Origin of the sequence: Marinobacter gudaonensis, from assembly GCF_900115175.1 — a bacterium.
Lineage (GTDB): Bacteria > Pseudomonadota > Gammaproteobacteria > Pseudomonadales > Oleiphilaceae > Marinobacter > Marinobacter gudaonensis.
Map to the genome: position 1 here is coordinate 1799593 of NZ_FOYV01000001.1, position 14786 is coordinate 1814378.

Annotated in this window: 13 protein-coding genes; 6 read left to right on the forward strand and 7 right to left on the reverse strand. The window is 60.3% G+C overall.

The genetic code is table 11. From position 1 onward, the window contains the following. Nucleotides 1-11 precede the first annotated feature (11 nt). From BM344_RS08265 to dauA, 5 genes are all read right to left on the reverse strand, one after another. Entirely contained in the window at nucleotides 12-338 is a 327-nt protein-coding gene (locus BM344_RS08265; protein ID WP_228143577.1) for a hypothetical protein, read from the reverse strand. A gap of 79 nt (nucleotides 339-417) precedes the next feature. Further along, on the reverse strand, nucleotides 418-1371 hold the full coding sequence (locus BM344_RS08270) for a dentin sialophosphoprotein (RefSeq protein ID WP_091988147.1): 954 nt from the start codon (nucleotides 1369-1371) through the stop codon (nucleotides 418-420). 369 nt (nucleotides 1372-1740) lie between these two features. Beyond that, entirely contained in the window at nucleotides 1741-3333 is a 1593-nt protein-coding gene (locus BM344_RS08275) for an isocitrate lyase (RefSeq protein ID WP_091988150.1), read from the reverse strand. A 226-nt stretch (nucleotides 3334-3559) separates the two neighbouring features. After that, nucleotides 3560-5506: a CASTOR/POLLUX-related putative ion channel gene (locus BM344_RS08280; protein WP_091988152.1), complete on the reverse strand. Its 1947-nt coding sequence runs from the start codon at nucleotides 5504-5506 to the stop codon at nucleotides 3560-3562. An 11-nt stretch (nucleotides 5507-5517) separates the two neighbouring features. Continuing rightward, the gene (dauA, locus tag BM344_RS08285) at nucleotides 5518-7251 is read right to left on the reverse strand and encodes a C4-dicarboxylic acid transporter DauA (protein WP_091988155.1); all 1734 of its coding nucleotides are present in this window, start codon (nucleotides 7249-7251) and stop codon (nucleotides 5518-5520) included. A 92-nt stretch (nucleotides 7252-7343) separates the two neighbouring features. Between dauA and BM344_RS08290 the strand changes: the two genes are divergently transcribed. After that, entirely contained in the window at nucleotides 7344-8357 is a 1014-nt protein-coding gene (locus BM344_RS08290; RefSeq protein ID WP_407656807.1) for a ChaN family lipoprotein, read from the forward strand. A gap of 10 nt (nucleotides 8358-8367) precedes the next feature. Here BM344_RS08290 and BM344_RS08295 read toward each other — a convergent pair whose 3' ends face one another. Further along, nucleotides 8368-8913, reverse strand: a complete 546-nt coding sequence (locus tag BM344_RS08295) for a macro domain-containing protein (protein WP_091988159.1) — start codon at nucleotides 8911-8913, stop codon at nucleotides 8368-8370. A gap of 115 nt (nucleotides 8914-9028) precedes the next feature. On the opposite strand from BM344_RS08295, the gene BM344_RS08300 reads away from it, so the two are divergent. Then, nucleotides 9029-9739 (forward strand): SIMPL domain-containing protein, encoded by a 711-nt coding sequence (locus BM344_RS08300; RefSeq protein WP_091988163.1) that lies wholly within the window; start codon nucleotides 9029-9031, stop codon nucleotides 9737-9739. Between the two features lie 26 nt (nucleotides 9740-9765). On the opposite strand, the gene BM344_RS08305 is transcribed toward BM344_RS08300, so the two are convergent. Beyond that, nucleotides 9766-10833 carry a beta-N-acetylglucosaminidase domain-containing protein gene (locus BM344_RS08305; protein ID WP_091988166.1) on the reverse strand — a complete coding sequence of 356 codons (1068 nt, stop codon included), beginning with the start codon at nucleotides 10831-10833 and terminating at the stop codon, nucleotides 9766-9768. Nucleotides 10834-10970: 137 nt separating this feature from the next. Between BM344_RS08305 and BM344_RS08310 the strand changes: the two genes are divergently transcribed. The 4 genes from BM344_RS08310 to BM344_RS08325 all read left to right on the forward strand — a co-directional run bounded on the left by BM344_RS08310 (nucleotide 10971) and on the right by BM344_RS08325 (nucleotide 14593). After that, nucleotides 10971-11429 carry an ATPase gene (locus BM344_RS08310; protein WP_091988169.1) on the forward strand — a complete coding sequence of 153 codons (459 nt, stop codon included), beginning with the start codon at nucleotides 10971-10973 and terminating at the stop codon, nucleotides 11427-11429. 150 nt (nucleotides 11430-11579) lie between these two features. Continuing rightward, nucleotides 11580-12656 (forward strand): TRAP transporter substrate-binding protein, encoded by a 1077-nt coding sequence (locus BM344_RS08315; RefSeq protein WP_091988171.1) that lies wholly within the window; start codon nucleotides 11580-11582, stop codon nucleotides 12654-12656. A gap of 99 nt (nucleotides 12657-12755) precedes the next feature. Further along, a complete protein-coding gene (locus tag BM344_RS08320; protein WP_091988174.1) occupies nucleotides 12756-13301 on the forward strand; it encodes a TRAP transporter small permease subunit in 546 nt (181 codons plus the stop codon). Next, a complete protein-coding gene (locus tag BM344_RS08325) occupies nucleotides 13298-14593 on the forward strand; it encodes a TRAP transporter large permease (RefSeq protein ID WP_091988177.1) in 1296 nt (431 codons plus the stop codon). The genes BM344_RS08320 and BM344_RS08325 overlap by 4 nt, the downstream gene beginning before the upstream one ends. The last annotated feature ends 193 nt before the right edge of the window (nucleotides 14594-14786 follow it).

Sequence of the window (14786 nt, forward strand, 5' to 3'; positions counted from 1 at the left end):
CCACCTCCCCGCTACTGGTTTATGTGCACGTTGATCTGGGTGCTGTCCTGAATCACCACCTGATTGCCCGTGTTCTGTATCACCGTGGCAATGCCGCTCATGTTCTGGAACGCCTGGTCCATGATCCGGTTGTCACCGGTGGCGACGTTGCCGCTCAACACGTTGTCACTGACGATGGCATTCTGCTCGGTATCGTTCAGTTGCCACTGCACCGGCAAGCCCTGTCGGCCGCTGGACTGCTCGAGCTGTTCCGCACTCATGGGGGTCAGGCCAAGCAGCTCCTCCGCCTGGGAAGGCCGTGGATCGCCGACCAGAATCAACGCAATTGCGAATGCCATTCCGGGAATCCTCGTCATGGCATGCCTCCTTGCTGAGAGCTGGCCGCACCCCGGAAAGGATGCGGCCGGCTTCCCTCGGCTATTGGGTAGACAGATTGGACATGACACTCACATTAGCCTGGGTCACGCTGCCCACGCCGGCATTCTGGGCAAAGGCCCCGACACCGGTGAAGTTCGCAGAACCTCCGGAGATTTCATTGGAGGCCCGGGCTTCGGTGTAGGAGCGGCGCCCGTTGGCATCGCCGTAGTTCGCAGACACACCGGAGACGGAACCGTCCAGATCGGCGTTGTTCAGGAACACATCCAGCTCCAGCACCACGGAATTGTCGGAGCTGTCGTTGCCACTGCCAGACACTGTGGTGTTGCCACTGTCCGCAATGTTGGTGGAGTTGTCGGAGCTGTCGTTTCCGCTGTCAGCGACGTTGGTCGAGTTATCCGAGTTGTCATTACCACTGTCGGCAACGTTGATCGAATTATCCGAGTTGTCGTTGCCGCTGTCCGCCACGTTGGTGGAGTTGTCCGAACTGTCATTACCGCTGTCCGCCACATTGGTGGAGTTGTCGGAACTGTCGTTGCCACTGTCAGTGATCGCGGTGTTGATGGAATTGTCGGAACTGTCGTTCGCACTGTCGGCAACGCTGGTGGAATTGTCCGAGTTGTCGTTGCCACTATCAGCGATCTTGAACGAGTCGTTCACGCTGGTGCTGTTGTCCGAATTATCAGAGTTGTCTGAATTATCGGAGTTATCCGACATGTCATTGCCGCTTTCGGCAATCTTGAACGAATCCGCCACGTTGGTGCTGTTGTCGGAGCTGTCGGAATTATCGGAGTTATCCGAGTTGTTCGAGTTGTCCGTGTTGGTGGAGTTATCGTTTGCCGAATCGGTATTACCGGAGTAACCGTTATTGGCAGTGGAGGTGTTGTCCGCATTGGTGTTGGGATCTCCATCACCCCCCTGATCCGCGTAGGCCAGGCCGGAAATACCCATGGTCATTGCGATGGCAGCAGCTAGCAGTGCTTTCTTGGTGTTCATGACGTCATTTCCTTTGAGTTATTGGCTTTGAAGGGATCCGACCCACCCCGTCCGTTATCGGGTAAGCCAAGGTTCAGACCCGCCTGATGAACGGAGCGATTCCCGTGCCAGAATCGTCCTGGCGATGCTGGGTGCTTGTTTTTGCGGGCTTTTCTCGAGCAGAGCACCAGCCGGACGCCGGTTTTGGCGGGGCAATCTGTTTCAGTGATGAAACACGCGGGAAGGGATATTCTGACTGCGCCGTGCTTTATCCTTCAAAAACAGTCAGGTAAGGCAAACCGATGGTGTCAGAAAAGCAGAAACCCCGCGTCTGCGGGGTTTCTGGTTCAGGGCGGGTCTGGCGCGCCCTGGCAACATCCGAACCGTCGATTAGCCGAACTGGTTCATGGTGTTGTCTTTACCACCGGCCTTCAAGGCCGCGTCACCAGCGAAGAATTCCTTGTGGTCGTCGCCGATGTTGGAACCCGCCATATCCTGGTGCTTGACGGTGGCGATACCCTGACGGATTTCCTTGCGCTGTACACCCGCAACGTAGGCCAGCATGCCTTCGTCGCCGAAGTAGCCCTTGGCCAGGTTGTCGGTGGACAGGGCCGCTGTGTGGTACGTCGGCAGCGTGATCAGGTGGTGGAAGATACCCGCTTCGCGAGACGCGTCACGCTGGAAGTTCTGGCACCACTGGTCAGCCAGCTGACCCAGCTCGGTGTTGTCGTACTCTTCACTCATCAGCTTGTCACGGTCGTAGGCAGATACGTCCTTGCCTTCTTCCTTCCAGGCGTCGAATACCTGCTGACGGAAGTTCAGGGTCCAGTTGAACGACGGGCTGTTGTTGTAGACCAGCTTGGCATCGGGCACCACTTCACGGATGCGGTTTACCATGCCGGCGATCTGGCCAACGTGGGGCTTCTCGGTTTCGATCCACAGCAGGTCAGCACCGTTCTGCAGGCTGGTAATGCAGTCCAGAACAACACGGTCTTCGCCAGTGCCCGGACGGAACTGGAACAGGCCGGAAGCCAGACGCTTGGGCTTCATCAGCTTGCCGTTGGACTTGATGACCACGTCGCCGTTGTTGATTTCAGAAGCGTCCTCAATGTAATCACCGTCGAGGAAGCTGTTGTACTGGTCGCCCAGGTCGCCCGGCTCGTCGGTGACGGCCAGCTTCTGGGTCAGGCCAGCGCCCAGGGAGTCGGTACGGGCAACGATAACACCGTCGTCCACGCCCAGCTCCAGGAACGCCAGACGCACAGCGTTGATCTTGGACAGGAAGTCGGCGTGGGGAACGGTAACCTTGCCGTCCTGGTGACCACACTGCTTCTCGTCGGATACCTGGTTTTCGATCTGGATGCAGCAGGCACCGGCTTCGATCATCTGCTTGGCCAGCAGGTAAGTCGCTTCCGCGTTACCGAAACCAGCGTCGATGTCGGCAATGATCGGCACAACGTGGGTTTCGTGGTTGTCGATCTGCTTGATCAGCTCTTCAGCCTTGGCGTTGTCGCCGGCTTTCTCGGCTTCTTCCAGGGCGCGGAACAGGTGGTTCAGTTCCCAGGCATCCGCCTGACGCAGGAAGGTGTACAGTTCTTCGATCAGACCGGATACGGCAGTCTTCTCGTGCATGGACTGGTCAGGCAGCGGGCCGAACTCGGAACGCAGGGCCGCAACCATCCAGCCAGACAGGTACAGGTAACGACGCTTGGTGGTACCGAAGTGCTTCTTGATGGACAGCAGCTTCTGCTGACCGATGAAGCCGTGCCAGCAGCCCAGGGACTGGGTGTACTGGGAGCTGTCCTTGTCGTAGTTCGCCATGTCTTCGCGCATGATCTTGGCGGTGTACTTGGCGATATCCAGACCGGTCTTGAATTTGTTCTGGGCGCGCATGCGAGCGGCGTGCTTCGGGTTGATGGCGTTCCAGGTCGGGTGCTGCTTCAACAGGGAAGCAATCTGGTCAACGTCTTTTGCGTAGGGCATGATCTCAATCCTTTCTACGTTGGTTTTCTAAGTAGGTACGGAAAAGCTAACTGCGACTTCCGAAGCCAACAACCTGCTCACTTTTTGAGCTAAGCGCTGACGTTGACGGTTACTTTAGTGGTTTCGATTTTATAATTGAAATTTATATCATCTATTTTCGGCATTTTTTTGGTGAATGCTGATCAGGCCAGCCAAACGGCCGACCTGACGCACGTAGGGCAGGCATTCAGGTCAGGCAGAGTACCACCAGCTGGTCCCCGGGCTGGAGTTCCAGATAGTCCTGGCGGGCAGGATTCAGTTGCAGATGCCGGCCCCGCGAGTCCGGAATGGCTCGGAACACGCCCAGGGCCAGTTCGCCCTCAGCGGCGACAATTTTTTCCAAGGTCTGGAAGGTAGAGCTTGCCGGCAGGGGATAGTTCTCCGGGTTGCGGAACTGGATTTCCGCGCCGCCCACGGTAAACAGCTCATCCAGCACCACGCGCAACTCCCGGCGCAGGGCAACCTGGGCCAGAATGTGGCTGAGAATCATCGGACTGATGAGCATTTCGCTCTGGTGTCCCTCCAGCAAATGCCGGTTGTCCGGATCGCTCAGTTCCATGATCAGTTGCGGCCGATGCGACGACTCGGCAAGAATATCCTCCAGTTGCAGATACCCTACCATGGCCCTGGCGTCGGCCTCCTCGCCCGAGGCCAGGCGGTCACTGCTGAGCAGGATCACGGTGTCGTAATTGGCCGGCCCGATCCGCCTCAGTTCGCCCTCGACCATGTAATCCGCCTCGATATGGCGACAGACCACGCGACCATCGTCGTCGACGTACCGGGCAATGGCCTGTTCCCGCTCTGCCTTGGGCACCACGGACACCAGATCCACCTCGAACCGGCGGTGACTGTAGCTCAAAAACTCGGCCACCAGGCTGGGCACGCGTCGGTTCCAGCCCATCACCAGGACCCGGTGGTGAATCCGGTCGGCCGGCGGGCTGACCCGCACCGCCGGGCCACGATCGATGATCGGCAAAGGCGTGCGCTTGGCGTCGGGCTCGGTTTCGGAATAATCCCGGGCCATGATCACTACCCGGTCTTTCGGGCCGATGGGAGTGTCCGAAGGCGCCAGCAGGCACACTTCCCAACCCGTTTCCCGGGGCTTGAGCAGGCCCAGGACAATGACCTCCGGACGCGCCGCCGCCAGCTCGGCCAGGGTCATACCGGCCAGGGACTCACCGCCGCGGATGTAGATTTCATTACCCTCGCCGGCCGTGAGCAGCTCGTTGTAGGCCTCGGAAAGCCCCGGATGGAGGATATTCTGCACCATCAGGCGGCTGATGGTGGCGTCGCCACCCACCACTTCCACCGCGCCGGGATAGGCGCGCTCGATCACTGGCAGTTTGCGGACATCCTGAATTTCCGCCACCACGAACGGCAGCGACATTTTCAGGTAGCGGGCCTGGGCAGCGATGGACAGCAGCGCCTTGACCGTTTCCACATCCGACGTGACCAGGCTGCCCGCCTCGTGGGCGGCACTGGGCACAATCACCGCGGCGGCATCCAGGCAGGCCACCCGATGCAACGCATCCGGCTGGATCGCCGAGCCCGATCGCAGGATAACCTGCCGCGCCCGACGCCGGATCCCGGGCTCGCTTCGTATTTCATGCACCTGGGCCGCCGAGGCATCCTCGGACAGCACCACCAGGTTCAGTTTCTGGGCGTCGTGCTTTTCCAGGAAGCGTCGCATACGCCCACTGGAGCCGAGCAGTTCAGACAGCAGCGGCAGGGTCTGGCTGGTCCAGCCCAGCACCACTATGTGGTTTTTCAGGGTCACCGGCGTCAGCCCACGCTCCAGATCGGCCATCTTGGCGATCAACCAACGGGTCAGGATGGCCACCAGAGTACCCATGAAGACAACATAGCCGCTCACCGTCAGCAGTGTGGAGACAAATCGCTGCCAGGTGCCGACGTCATCACCCAGGTAACCGGGATCGGTCAGCCTCAGGAACGCCCACCAGATGGCGGATCCGGGGTCCTCGAAGTCGCCGCCCTGGGGCACCACCAGCAGCCCGCCCACCAGCGAGATCAGACCGATGAACACGGCCACCACCAGGAGCTGGAATCCGGCGCCCTTGACCAGTTGCCTCTCCACGATGAATTTCAGTCTGTCGATAAGCCGGAATGGCAGCATGGCGTTCCTCGTTATGTGGGTGTTTCTGCACTGACAAGCCGCAGGGCCTCGTCCAGAGACGAAGTATAGCGGCTCACGCCCTTGATGGGTGCCACACCGGCACGGGCCAGGGTCCGGAGGGGCTGAAACTGCAGATCGGCAATGACAACCTCGGTCCCTTCCCGCTGACAGGTGACAATCAGCTTGTTCAGTGCGGCCAGGCCGCCGCCGTCGAGCACGGTGACTCCGTCCATATAGAGGATAAACCCGCGAGCATCGCGGGACATGACGGCCAGCTCGCCGAAGATCCGGTCTGCCGCTGCAAAGAACAGCGGACCATTGATTTTGAACACCCGCCACCCCTCGGGCAGCCCCCTGCCAGCGACCCGACTGCCAGCGGTAATGTCCGTTACCCGCGTCATCCGCGCCATCTCACGCATGAACAGTACCGCCGCCAGCAATACACCGGTCGTGATTGCAATCACCATGTCCAGCAGCACCGTCAGGGAGAAACAGGTGAGAAACACGAGGATGTCACTGCGAGGGGCGGTTTTCAGCAGGTGCACGGCCTTGGGGGCCTCACTCATGTTCCAGGCCACCATCACCAGCAGGGCCGCCATGGCGGGCATGGGAAGGTACGCCAGCACGCCTGACAGGGTCACCAGTGCCAGCAGCACCACGAGGGAGTGCACCATGGCCGAGACCGGTGATTCGGCTCCGGCCCGGTAATTGGCGGCCGAGCGGGCTATCGCGGCGGTGGCGGTGATACCCCCGAAGAACGGCGTGACGATATTGCCCAGGCCCTGCCCCATCAGTTCACTGTTGGCACTGTGACGTTTGCCGGTCATGCCATCCAGCACCACCGCGCACAGCAGTGATTCGATGGCACCGAGCATGGCAATGGCAAAGGCGGCGGGCAGCAGATCCCGGAACAGTGACCATGAAAAGCCGATGGCCTCGCCGGAGGCGCCCGCCTGCTGCCAGGGCCAGACGAACTCGGGCAGGAACGGTGGAATGCCCGCCCCCTCGGAGCCATCCGGAAGCAGATAGGTGAAGCTTGAGCCAATGGTTGCGACACCGGCGCCCTGGGCATTGCACCAGAGCGCCAGCAGGCTGCCAATCACCAGCGCGGGAAGGTGGGGCGGCACCGGCGTTTTCAGCCGGGGCCAGAGCAACATCACCGCGAGGGTCAGGCCGGCAATGAGCGCACTGACCCGGTCCATCTGCGGCAGCGCGCCAGCCAGTGTCACCAGTTTCTGCCAGAAGTGCCCGGGCAGGTCGCCGATGGGCAGCCCGAGAAAATCCGGTATTTGAAGGATGGCAATCACCACGGCGATGCCGGCGGTAAAGCCCAGGGTAACGGACTCGGGAATATATTCGATCAATCGCCCCAGGCGCATCACGGCCATGGCTACCAGCAGAACACCGGACATCAGGGTGGCGAGCAGCAACCCGCCCAGGCCGTAGGTCTGGGCGATGGGGTACAGAATCACCACGAAGGCGGCGGTGGGGCCGGAGATACTGAACCGGCTGCCACCGGTCAGGGCAATGACAAAGCCGGCGATAATCGCGGTATACAGGCCGTACTGAGGCGCCACGCCACTGGCGATGGCCAGCGCCATGGCCAGCGGGATGGCGATGATGCCTACGGTAACGCCGGCCATCAGATCACGCAGCAAACGCCGCCCCCGGTAACGCTCATCCAGGCAGGCTTCGCGAAAGGCGTGAGCCAGGCGAAGGGAAAACAGATGGGCGCGGTGCGGCATAGTGGACTCTTTTGCTAACGGCAAGACAGTTGCTTCGCAACCGGTGGAATTATAGGCTCGGCCAATCGGGCCGCGGAAGCGTATGGCTTATTATGAATCAAGTTACTCTGGTTACTCTGACACTGCTGGTTTCCACTTTCCTGTTGATGAATGGATGCGCCGCCATGCCCGATGCCCCGGCCCCGGAACCGCTCTCAGCGCCCATGAGCCAATACGATGCCCGCATCGTGGCGCCGCCTGGCAACAGGCCCCTTGGTATCGAGGAACTGGCCGAACGGCTGGCCGGTACCGATGTGGTGGTTGTCGGAGAATATCATGGCCATCATGCCTCGCATCTCCTGCAATCAGGCCTTCAGCAGGCCCTGTACCGGCAGCACCGGCAGCAGGTCCTGTCCATGGAGCAGTTCGACCTTGATCATCAGGATGCCCTGAACCGGTACCTGGCTGGCGACATCGGCGAAGCCGAAATGATTGAAGACGCAGAGGCCTGGGACAACTACCGCGGCGCCTACCGGCCCCTGGTGGAGTTTGCGCGCCTGCATGACCTGCCGGTGATCGCTGCCAACGCCCCGGCCCATGTGGTTCGCTGCGTGGGCCGACAGGGGCCAGAGTATCTCGACAATCTGCCTGAGCCAGTCAGACACTCCCTGCCAGCAAAGCCCTTCCTGGACATTCCCGCCTACCGGGAGAAGTTCATGGCCGCCATCGGCGCCAGCCACCGGGCAGACAGCACGATGAAGGAGCGCATGAGCAACACCTACAAGGCCCAGCTCCTGCGGGACAACACCATGGCCGAGCGCATTCTCCAGGCACGCTCACAATACCCGGAACACCAGATCCTGCACATCACCGGCACCTTCCACAGCGAGCAGGGCCTGGGAACGGTCGCCCTGCTGAAGCAACGGGCGCCGGCGGTTTCCGTTGCGGTGATCAGCCCGGTTGTCTGGCCCCGGGAGGACGACACCCCACCCCTGGCAGAGAACCGTACCCATGGCGACTATCTCTACCTGATCCAGCCCCTGCCGGAGGAATTCCGTGACCCGGAGCGCGCACGCAAGGCCATGGCCGAGCGCTTCAGCACGTCCGCCCGCACGGACTGTGACTGACCACCCTCAGTCAATCGCCGGCCAGTCCGGACTGGGCCTTGCGCGCGCTCTCGAACACCGCGAGATCGTCATCACTGAAGAGCACAAAGCGGATGGTCCGGACGGTTCGCAGCTCGTCGAGCGTGTCAGCCACCGCCTCCATGACTACCTCCGCCGCCTGGTCCAGCGGGTACCCGAACACGCCTGTGGATATCGCCGGGAACGCAATCGATGCCAGGCCATGATGGTCGGCCAACCGGAGCGCATTGTGAATACACTCTGCCAGCAGCCGGTCCGAAGGCTCATCCACCCCATAGACCGGCCCCAGGCAGTGGATGACGTGCCGGTTTGGCAGCTTGTGGGCCCCGGTGATCACCGCCTGACCGGGCTGGATCGGGGCCAGGGGCCGACACTCCTCGGCGAGCTCCGGCCCGGCGGCGCCGTGAATGGCGCCCGCCACACCGCTACCCGGCATCAGCTCGCCGTTGGCGGCATTGACGATGGCATCCATATCCGGCTGTGCGGCGATATTGCCCTGCACGCACTCCACCCTCACCGAAGCTGTCCTGTCTGTCATGATTCCTCCCTTTTCGCCGCAGCGGCGAAACGCTAATCTTGATGGCTGTTTTCAGCATAGCAGTCGACCACCGGCACCTGCCCGGGCCGATTGCGACAGCACACAGGGACACGCCATGAAAGCAATCTCCGCACTGATCCTGGGTATCAGCGCCATCATTGCCGCCGCGCTGATTGGTGATGGCCTCACCGACCTGCGCACCGGCGACCGGTATGTCACCGTCAAGGGCGTGGCGGAACGGGAGGTGACCGCCGATCTCGCGCTCTGGCCTATCCGGTTTGTGGCTACCGGCAATTCCCTGAACGCGGCCCAGGAAAAGGCCCGAAGTAGCCGGGATGCCATCATGGCGTTCCTCAATCTGCAGGCAATCGGCCAGGACGCGGTGGAGCTGCAACGCCTGGACGTCACCGATACCAGCGCCAACCCCTACCAGAACTCAAACGGCGAGCAGCAGTTCATCATCAACCAGACGCTGATGGTGCGCAGCACCGATATCGACCGCATCCGCCAGGCCGCACAGGGCGTCAGTGAACTGGTGGACTCGGGCGTGGTGCTGTCTTCCGACTACGGGCCTTCCGGCCCCACCTACCTGTTCAACGGCCTGAACGACATCAAGCCAGACATGATCGCCGAAGCCACAGCCTCGGCCCGGGAAGCCGCCGCACAGTTCGCCAAGGATGCCAACACCGAACTTGGCGGGCTGCGGCGTGCGAACCAGGGGGTGTTCCAGATACTGGCCCGGGACCAGGCGCCAGGCGTGATGGAAGAGCAGCAGCCAGTGAAAACCGTCCGGGTGGTGTCAACGGTGGAATACTACCTGCGTTAGAATACTACCCGCGCTGAAGAGTGGCCTTACTGCGTTGCCACCATTTCATCGGTCACCCGGTACTCGCCGGCAAGCCAGCGCAGAATCTCATTGGCAGCGGGGTGGTCGAACGCGTCGTAGGTGTGCTGCAGACTCTGTCTTTTTTCGTCGCTGATACGCCCCAGGCCGGCGTCCTGCAGCACCAGAAGATCCGCCTGCAGCTGCGCCGCCAGATCCCGCCCGAGCACTTCCCGCGAGACGTTGCGGAAAGCCTGGCCGTACTGGTAGGCCGGCCCCAGTCGGTAGGATTCCGCCAGCGTGATCGCGGGGATGGCGGTCAGCGTCGGTTGCAAGGCGGGATTGATGCCGTGTCCGGCCAGATGCGCCGCATTCGCCGCCGGCCGGCCGGTGAAGGCCCGCAGGTGCAAATGCTGCGACATCCGGTCGCCGTCGTTCACCGGGTAGTTGTCCCACAGCACTGGTTTGCGCCCCAGCAGGTCGCCCACCCGTTTCAGGTGTCCCGGCGAGATCTCCCGGGAACACACTTCCTCTCCGGTCCAGAAAATATTCACCGAATGATCCAGCTTGCGCCCCAGGGTCTCCAGGTAATCAGCGGGCCGCTCGCCGAACACCCGGTCGAGCACCGGGTCGTCGGAATAGTAGCTGGGACAGACACTCAAGCGGGCGATGCCGGTGCTTTCGCGCACCCAGTCGACAATGTCGACCTGGCTGCGGGCTAGGTCCGGCGTGTCGGCGGTCATGTCATCGAACAGAATGGCCAGTTCATCAATGTCCATTCGTTCCAGCAGTTCGAGTTTGTGGGCGAGTGCGGTACGGGCTTCGTCGTCAAACCGGTTAAAAACCTCGAACGGGCTCAACCCGACGCCAAACCGCATGCCCTGTTGGCGGCAGAAACGGGCGAAATCCGCAAGCTCGGCGGCTACCGCCGGCGGGTGCGGCTGTTGCCACTTTCGTCGCAGGTAAAGATCCGCCTTGGGCGCATACAGGTAAAAGCCATAACCGTGCGGGGCCAGGGTTCGCACCAGATGCCGGCGCTCTTCCCAGGTCCACATGGGGCCATAGAATCCTTCGATGATGCCCAGTGTCGTTGTCATGATGCCACGCCCCTCCGGTTTCCAGGGCTGGCGGTTCACCAACCCATAACCGTCAATTTTGACTAGACTGATGAGTATTGCCAACCAGAAAACCGATCCATGTTCCGCATGGCCAGATCCCTTCAAGGAGGCGCGCGATGGAGATAAAAACCTTTGAAGACCTGATTGACTGGACGCGACAACTGCACGCGCATCTGGCCAGGTGCCTGCACGAGTCCGCCAAGCTGAACAACGACGAGAGGGCCAGCGCATTGCTCGACTACCTCGCCGGCCATGAGGCATTGCTTGAGAAAGCCGTCGGCGAATTCGAGAAACAGGCAGATCGAAAGGCCATGGACACCCGCCTGTACGACTACCTGAACCACAAACCGATTGGCCCCAGCGCCGACTCCTACACCCACTACGCCTCCATGTCCTTCCGGGATATCGCCGCCGAGGTGTTCCAGTTCCATGATCAGGTTATGGACCTCTACGACTCCCTGATCGGCAAGGCCGAGATTTCCGAGGCCAAGGCCCTGCTGGAAGACCTGCTGGCCATGGAGGAACACGAGGCCATGCGACTTTCGAGTCAGATCGGCCGGATGGAAGACCTCTGATCCCGCTTAAGACCAAGGTCGTACAACCAGCGGTTTTTGATTTAGTTTGTTAACGATAATTGCTAACGTGAACTAGCATTGAGAGTAGTTCAGTCCCTTAACAAGGGGGGGACGCTCGACCCACAAAAACGATAAGAGGATAGAAGAGCAATGAAGATCCGTTCTGTTCTTTCCGCGGCTGTGTTGGCTGTGGCAACCACCTTTGCCTCCACGCAGGCGCTCGCCCAAGAGACTTTCACCCTCCGCCTGGCGGAAACCTGGGGACCAAACTTCCCGATTTTCGGTGACACAACCAAGCGCTTCGCCGAAAACGTTGAAAAAATGTCCGACGGACGCCTGAAAGTCCGTATCGATTCCGCCAACAAACACAAGGCCCCCCTGGGCGTGTTTGACATGGTCAAGGCCGGCCAGTACGACATGGGCCACTCCGCGTCCTACTACTGGAAAGGCAAGGTTCCCGAAACCCTGTTCTTCACCAGCATGCCCTTTGGCATGAATGCCATGGAACAGTACGCCTGGTTCTACCACGGCGGCGGCATGGAGCTGATGCAGGAGGTCTACGAGCCCCACAACATGCTGTCCTTCCCCGGCGGTAACACCGGTGTCCAGATGGGCGGCTGGTTCCGCAAGGAAATCAAGTCCCTGGAGGACCTGCAGGGCCTCAAGATGCGCATCCCGGGCTTCGCCGGTGAAGTATTCGCCGAAGTGGGCGTAAGCCCGACCAACATCGCCCCGGGCGAGCTCTACACGGCCCTCGAGCGAAACACCATCGATGCGGTCGAGTGGGTTGGTCCGGCGCTGGACCTGCGTCTTGGCTTCCAGCAGATTGCCGACTACTACTACACCGGTTGGCACGAGCCGGCCACCGAGCTGCAGTTCCTGGTGAACAAGCGGGTATGGGAAAAGCTGCCGGCAGATCTGCAGGAAATCATGCGTGTGGCCATGCGGACCGCGTCCTACGACATGCTGGTTCACTCCCAGCACGCCAATGCCGAAGCCTGGGCCAACATCAAGGAAGAGTATCCGAACGTGCAGATCAAGCAGTTCCCGGATGATGTGTTCGATGCCATGTACGCTGCCAACAACAAGCTGCTGGACGAAGCTGCCAAAGGCAGTGAGATGGCTGCAAAAATCATCAAGTCCCAGCAGGAGTACCTGGAGAAGAGCCGCGCCTACACCAACATTTCCGAGCGCGCCTACCTCAACACCATGGCCGAAGTCGAGTAAGATATTGGCTTTAACGGAGCCGGGATCGCTCTTGCAGTGATCCCGGTTTTGTCGTTTAGAGCAATCGAAAATCGCCAGCCCGCTGGCGGAGGATCATCAATGCGGTGGATTATCAAACTGGATGAGGGGCTTGCGCGCCTGTCCACATTCTGTGGCTGGGTGGCCTGTGTTGCCATGATTCTGATGGCAGCCAACGTCTTTTACGACGTGGTGGCCCGCTACGCGTTCAACAATGTTTCAATCGGTATGCAGGAAATGGAGTGGCACCTCTATTCGGTGGTGTTCCTGCTGGGCATTCCCTATGCGCTGCGCACGGATGGCCACGTGCGGGTCGACGTCTTCTACACAAAATGGAGCAACAAGGCCAAGGCGTGGGTCAATCTGGTTGGCGCCCTGATCTTCGTCATACCGTTCGCCTACCTGATCGGTATCTATGGTTACGATTTTGCCCTCGACTCCTACAACATGGGGGAAGGCAGCGGTGACCCGGGCGGCCTGCCCCACCGCTGGATCATCAAGTCGGTCATTCCGATCACCGCCGTTTTCATCGCAATCGCCGGGCTTAATATGGTGACCTACGCGCTGCGGGTCATGGCAGGCGACAAGGAATACGAAGGCGAACACAGCGCAGGAGGCCTGTCATGATCGGTATGATTATGTTCGGGGTTGCCCTGCTGATGCTCATGCTGGGGTTCCCGGTTGCCTTTACCTTCGGGGGCGTTGCGCTGTTCTTCGGAATCTTTGCTGAAGGCATGGATCTGTTTGCCTTCATGCCCTACCGCATCATGAGCGTGATGCAGAACACCGTGCTGATGGCTGTGCCCCTGTTTATCTTCATGGGCGTGGTGCTGCAGCGCACCCGGCTGGCAGAACAGCTGTTGACCTCCATGGGCCGCCTGTTCGGTGGTTTGCCTGGCGGTCTTGCCATTTCAACCATCCTGGTAGGCGCTCTGCTTGCAGCTTCCACCGGTGTGGTCGGTGCCAGTGTGGTTGCCATGGGCCTGATCTCCCTGCCGGTGATGCTGGCACACAAATACGACAAGCGGCTGGCCACAGGCACCATCTGTGCGTCCGGCACTCTCGGACAGATTGTCCCGCCCTCCATCATCCTGATCATCCTGGGTGACGTACTGGGCCTGCCCGTGGGCGATCTGTTCAAGGCGGCGGTCTGGCCCGGCGTGGTGCTGATCGGCCTGTATATCCTCTATATTCTGGTGCTGACCCGGTTCCGGCCTGAAACGGCGCCGGCCATGCCGGAAGACGACAGCGTGTCCCGCAAGAAGGAAATCCTCGACGCGCTGCTGGCCATTATTCCGCCGCTGGCACTCATCGTGGTGGTACTGGGTTCCATCTTCACCGGCATTGCCACGCCCACCGAGTCATCGGCCCTGGGCGGCGTTGGCGCCGTGGTTCTGGCCATCATCTATCGCCAGTTCTCCTTCAAAATGGTGTGGGATGCCTCCAAGGACACGGTGAAAGTCACCGCCATGGTTTTTGCCATCCTGATCGGTGCTACGGCCTTCTCCATGGTCTTCAGCTACACCGGCGGCGACTACCTGCTGGAAGAATGGCTCCTACAGCTTCCGGGCGAGAAGTGGGGCTTCATCATTCTGGCCATGGCGGTCATTCTGGTGCTGGGCTTCTTCATCGATTTCGTGGAAATCTCGTTCATCATCGTGCCCATTCTGGCGCCGGTGGCCGAGGCCCTGGGCATCAACATGCTCTGGTTTGCCATCCTGATCGCGATGAACCTGCAAACCAGCTTCCTGACGCCACCGTTCGGGTTCTCGCTCTTCTATCTGAAAGGGGTGGCACCACCGGAGGTGCGAACAACGGATATCTACAAAGGTGTGTTGCCCTTTATTCTCATTCAGATACTGGTGTTGGCCCTGATCGTGATTTTTCCGGAATGGTTCGGGATGAGTTCATCCTACTGACGGAAAGCATCCATGCAGAAAAAACCGGGCCAAGGCCCGGTTTTTTTTCCAGCCGACCAAAAAACCGCACTCCCGAAAATCCTGCTCTTTCAGCACCCAGTTTTCCCAACCTGACAAAACGCCACTGTTTTCTATACTGAACACACAACTGGCGATTCTCAGAATGGTAGTCGGGAAGCCCTGGTACGCGAAC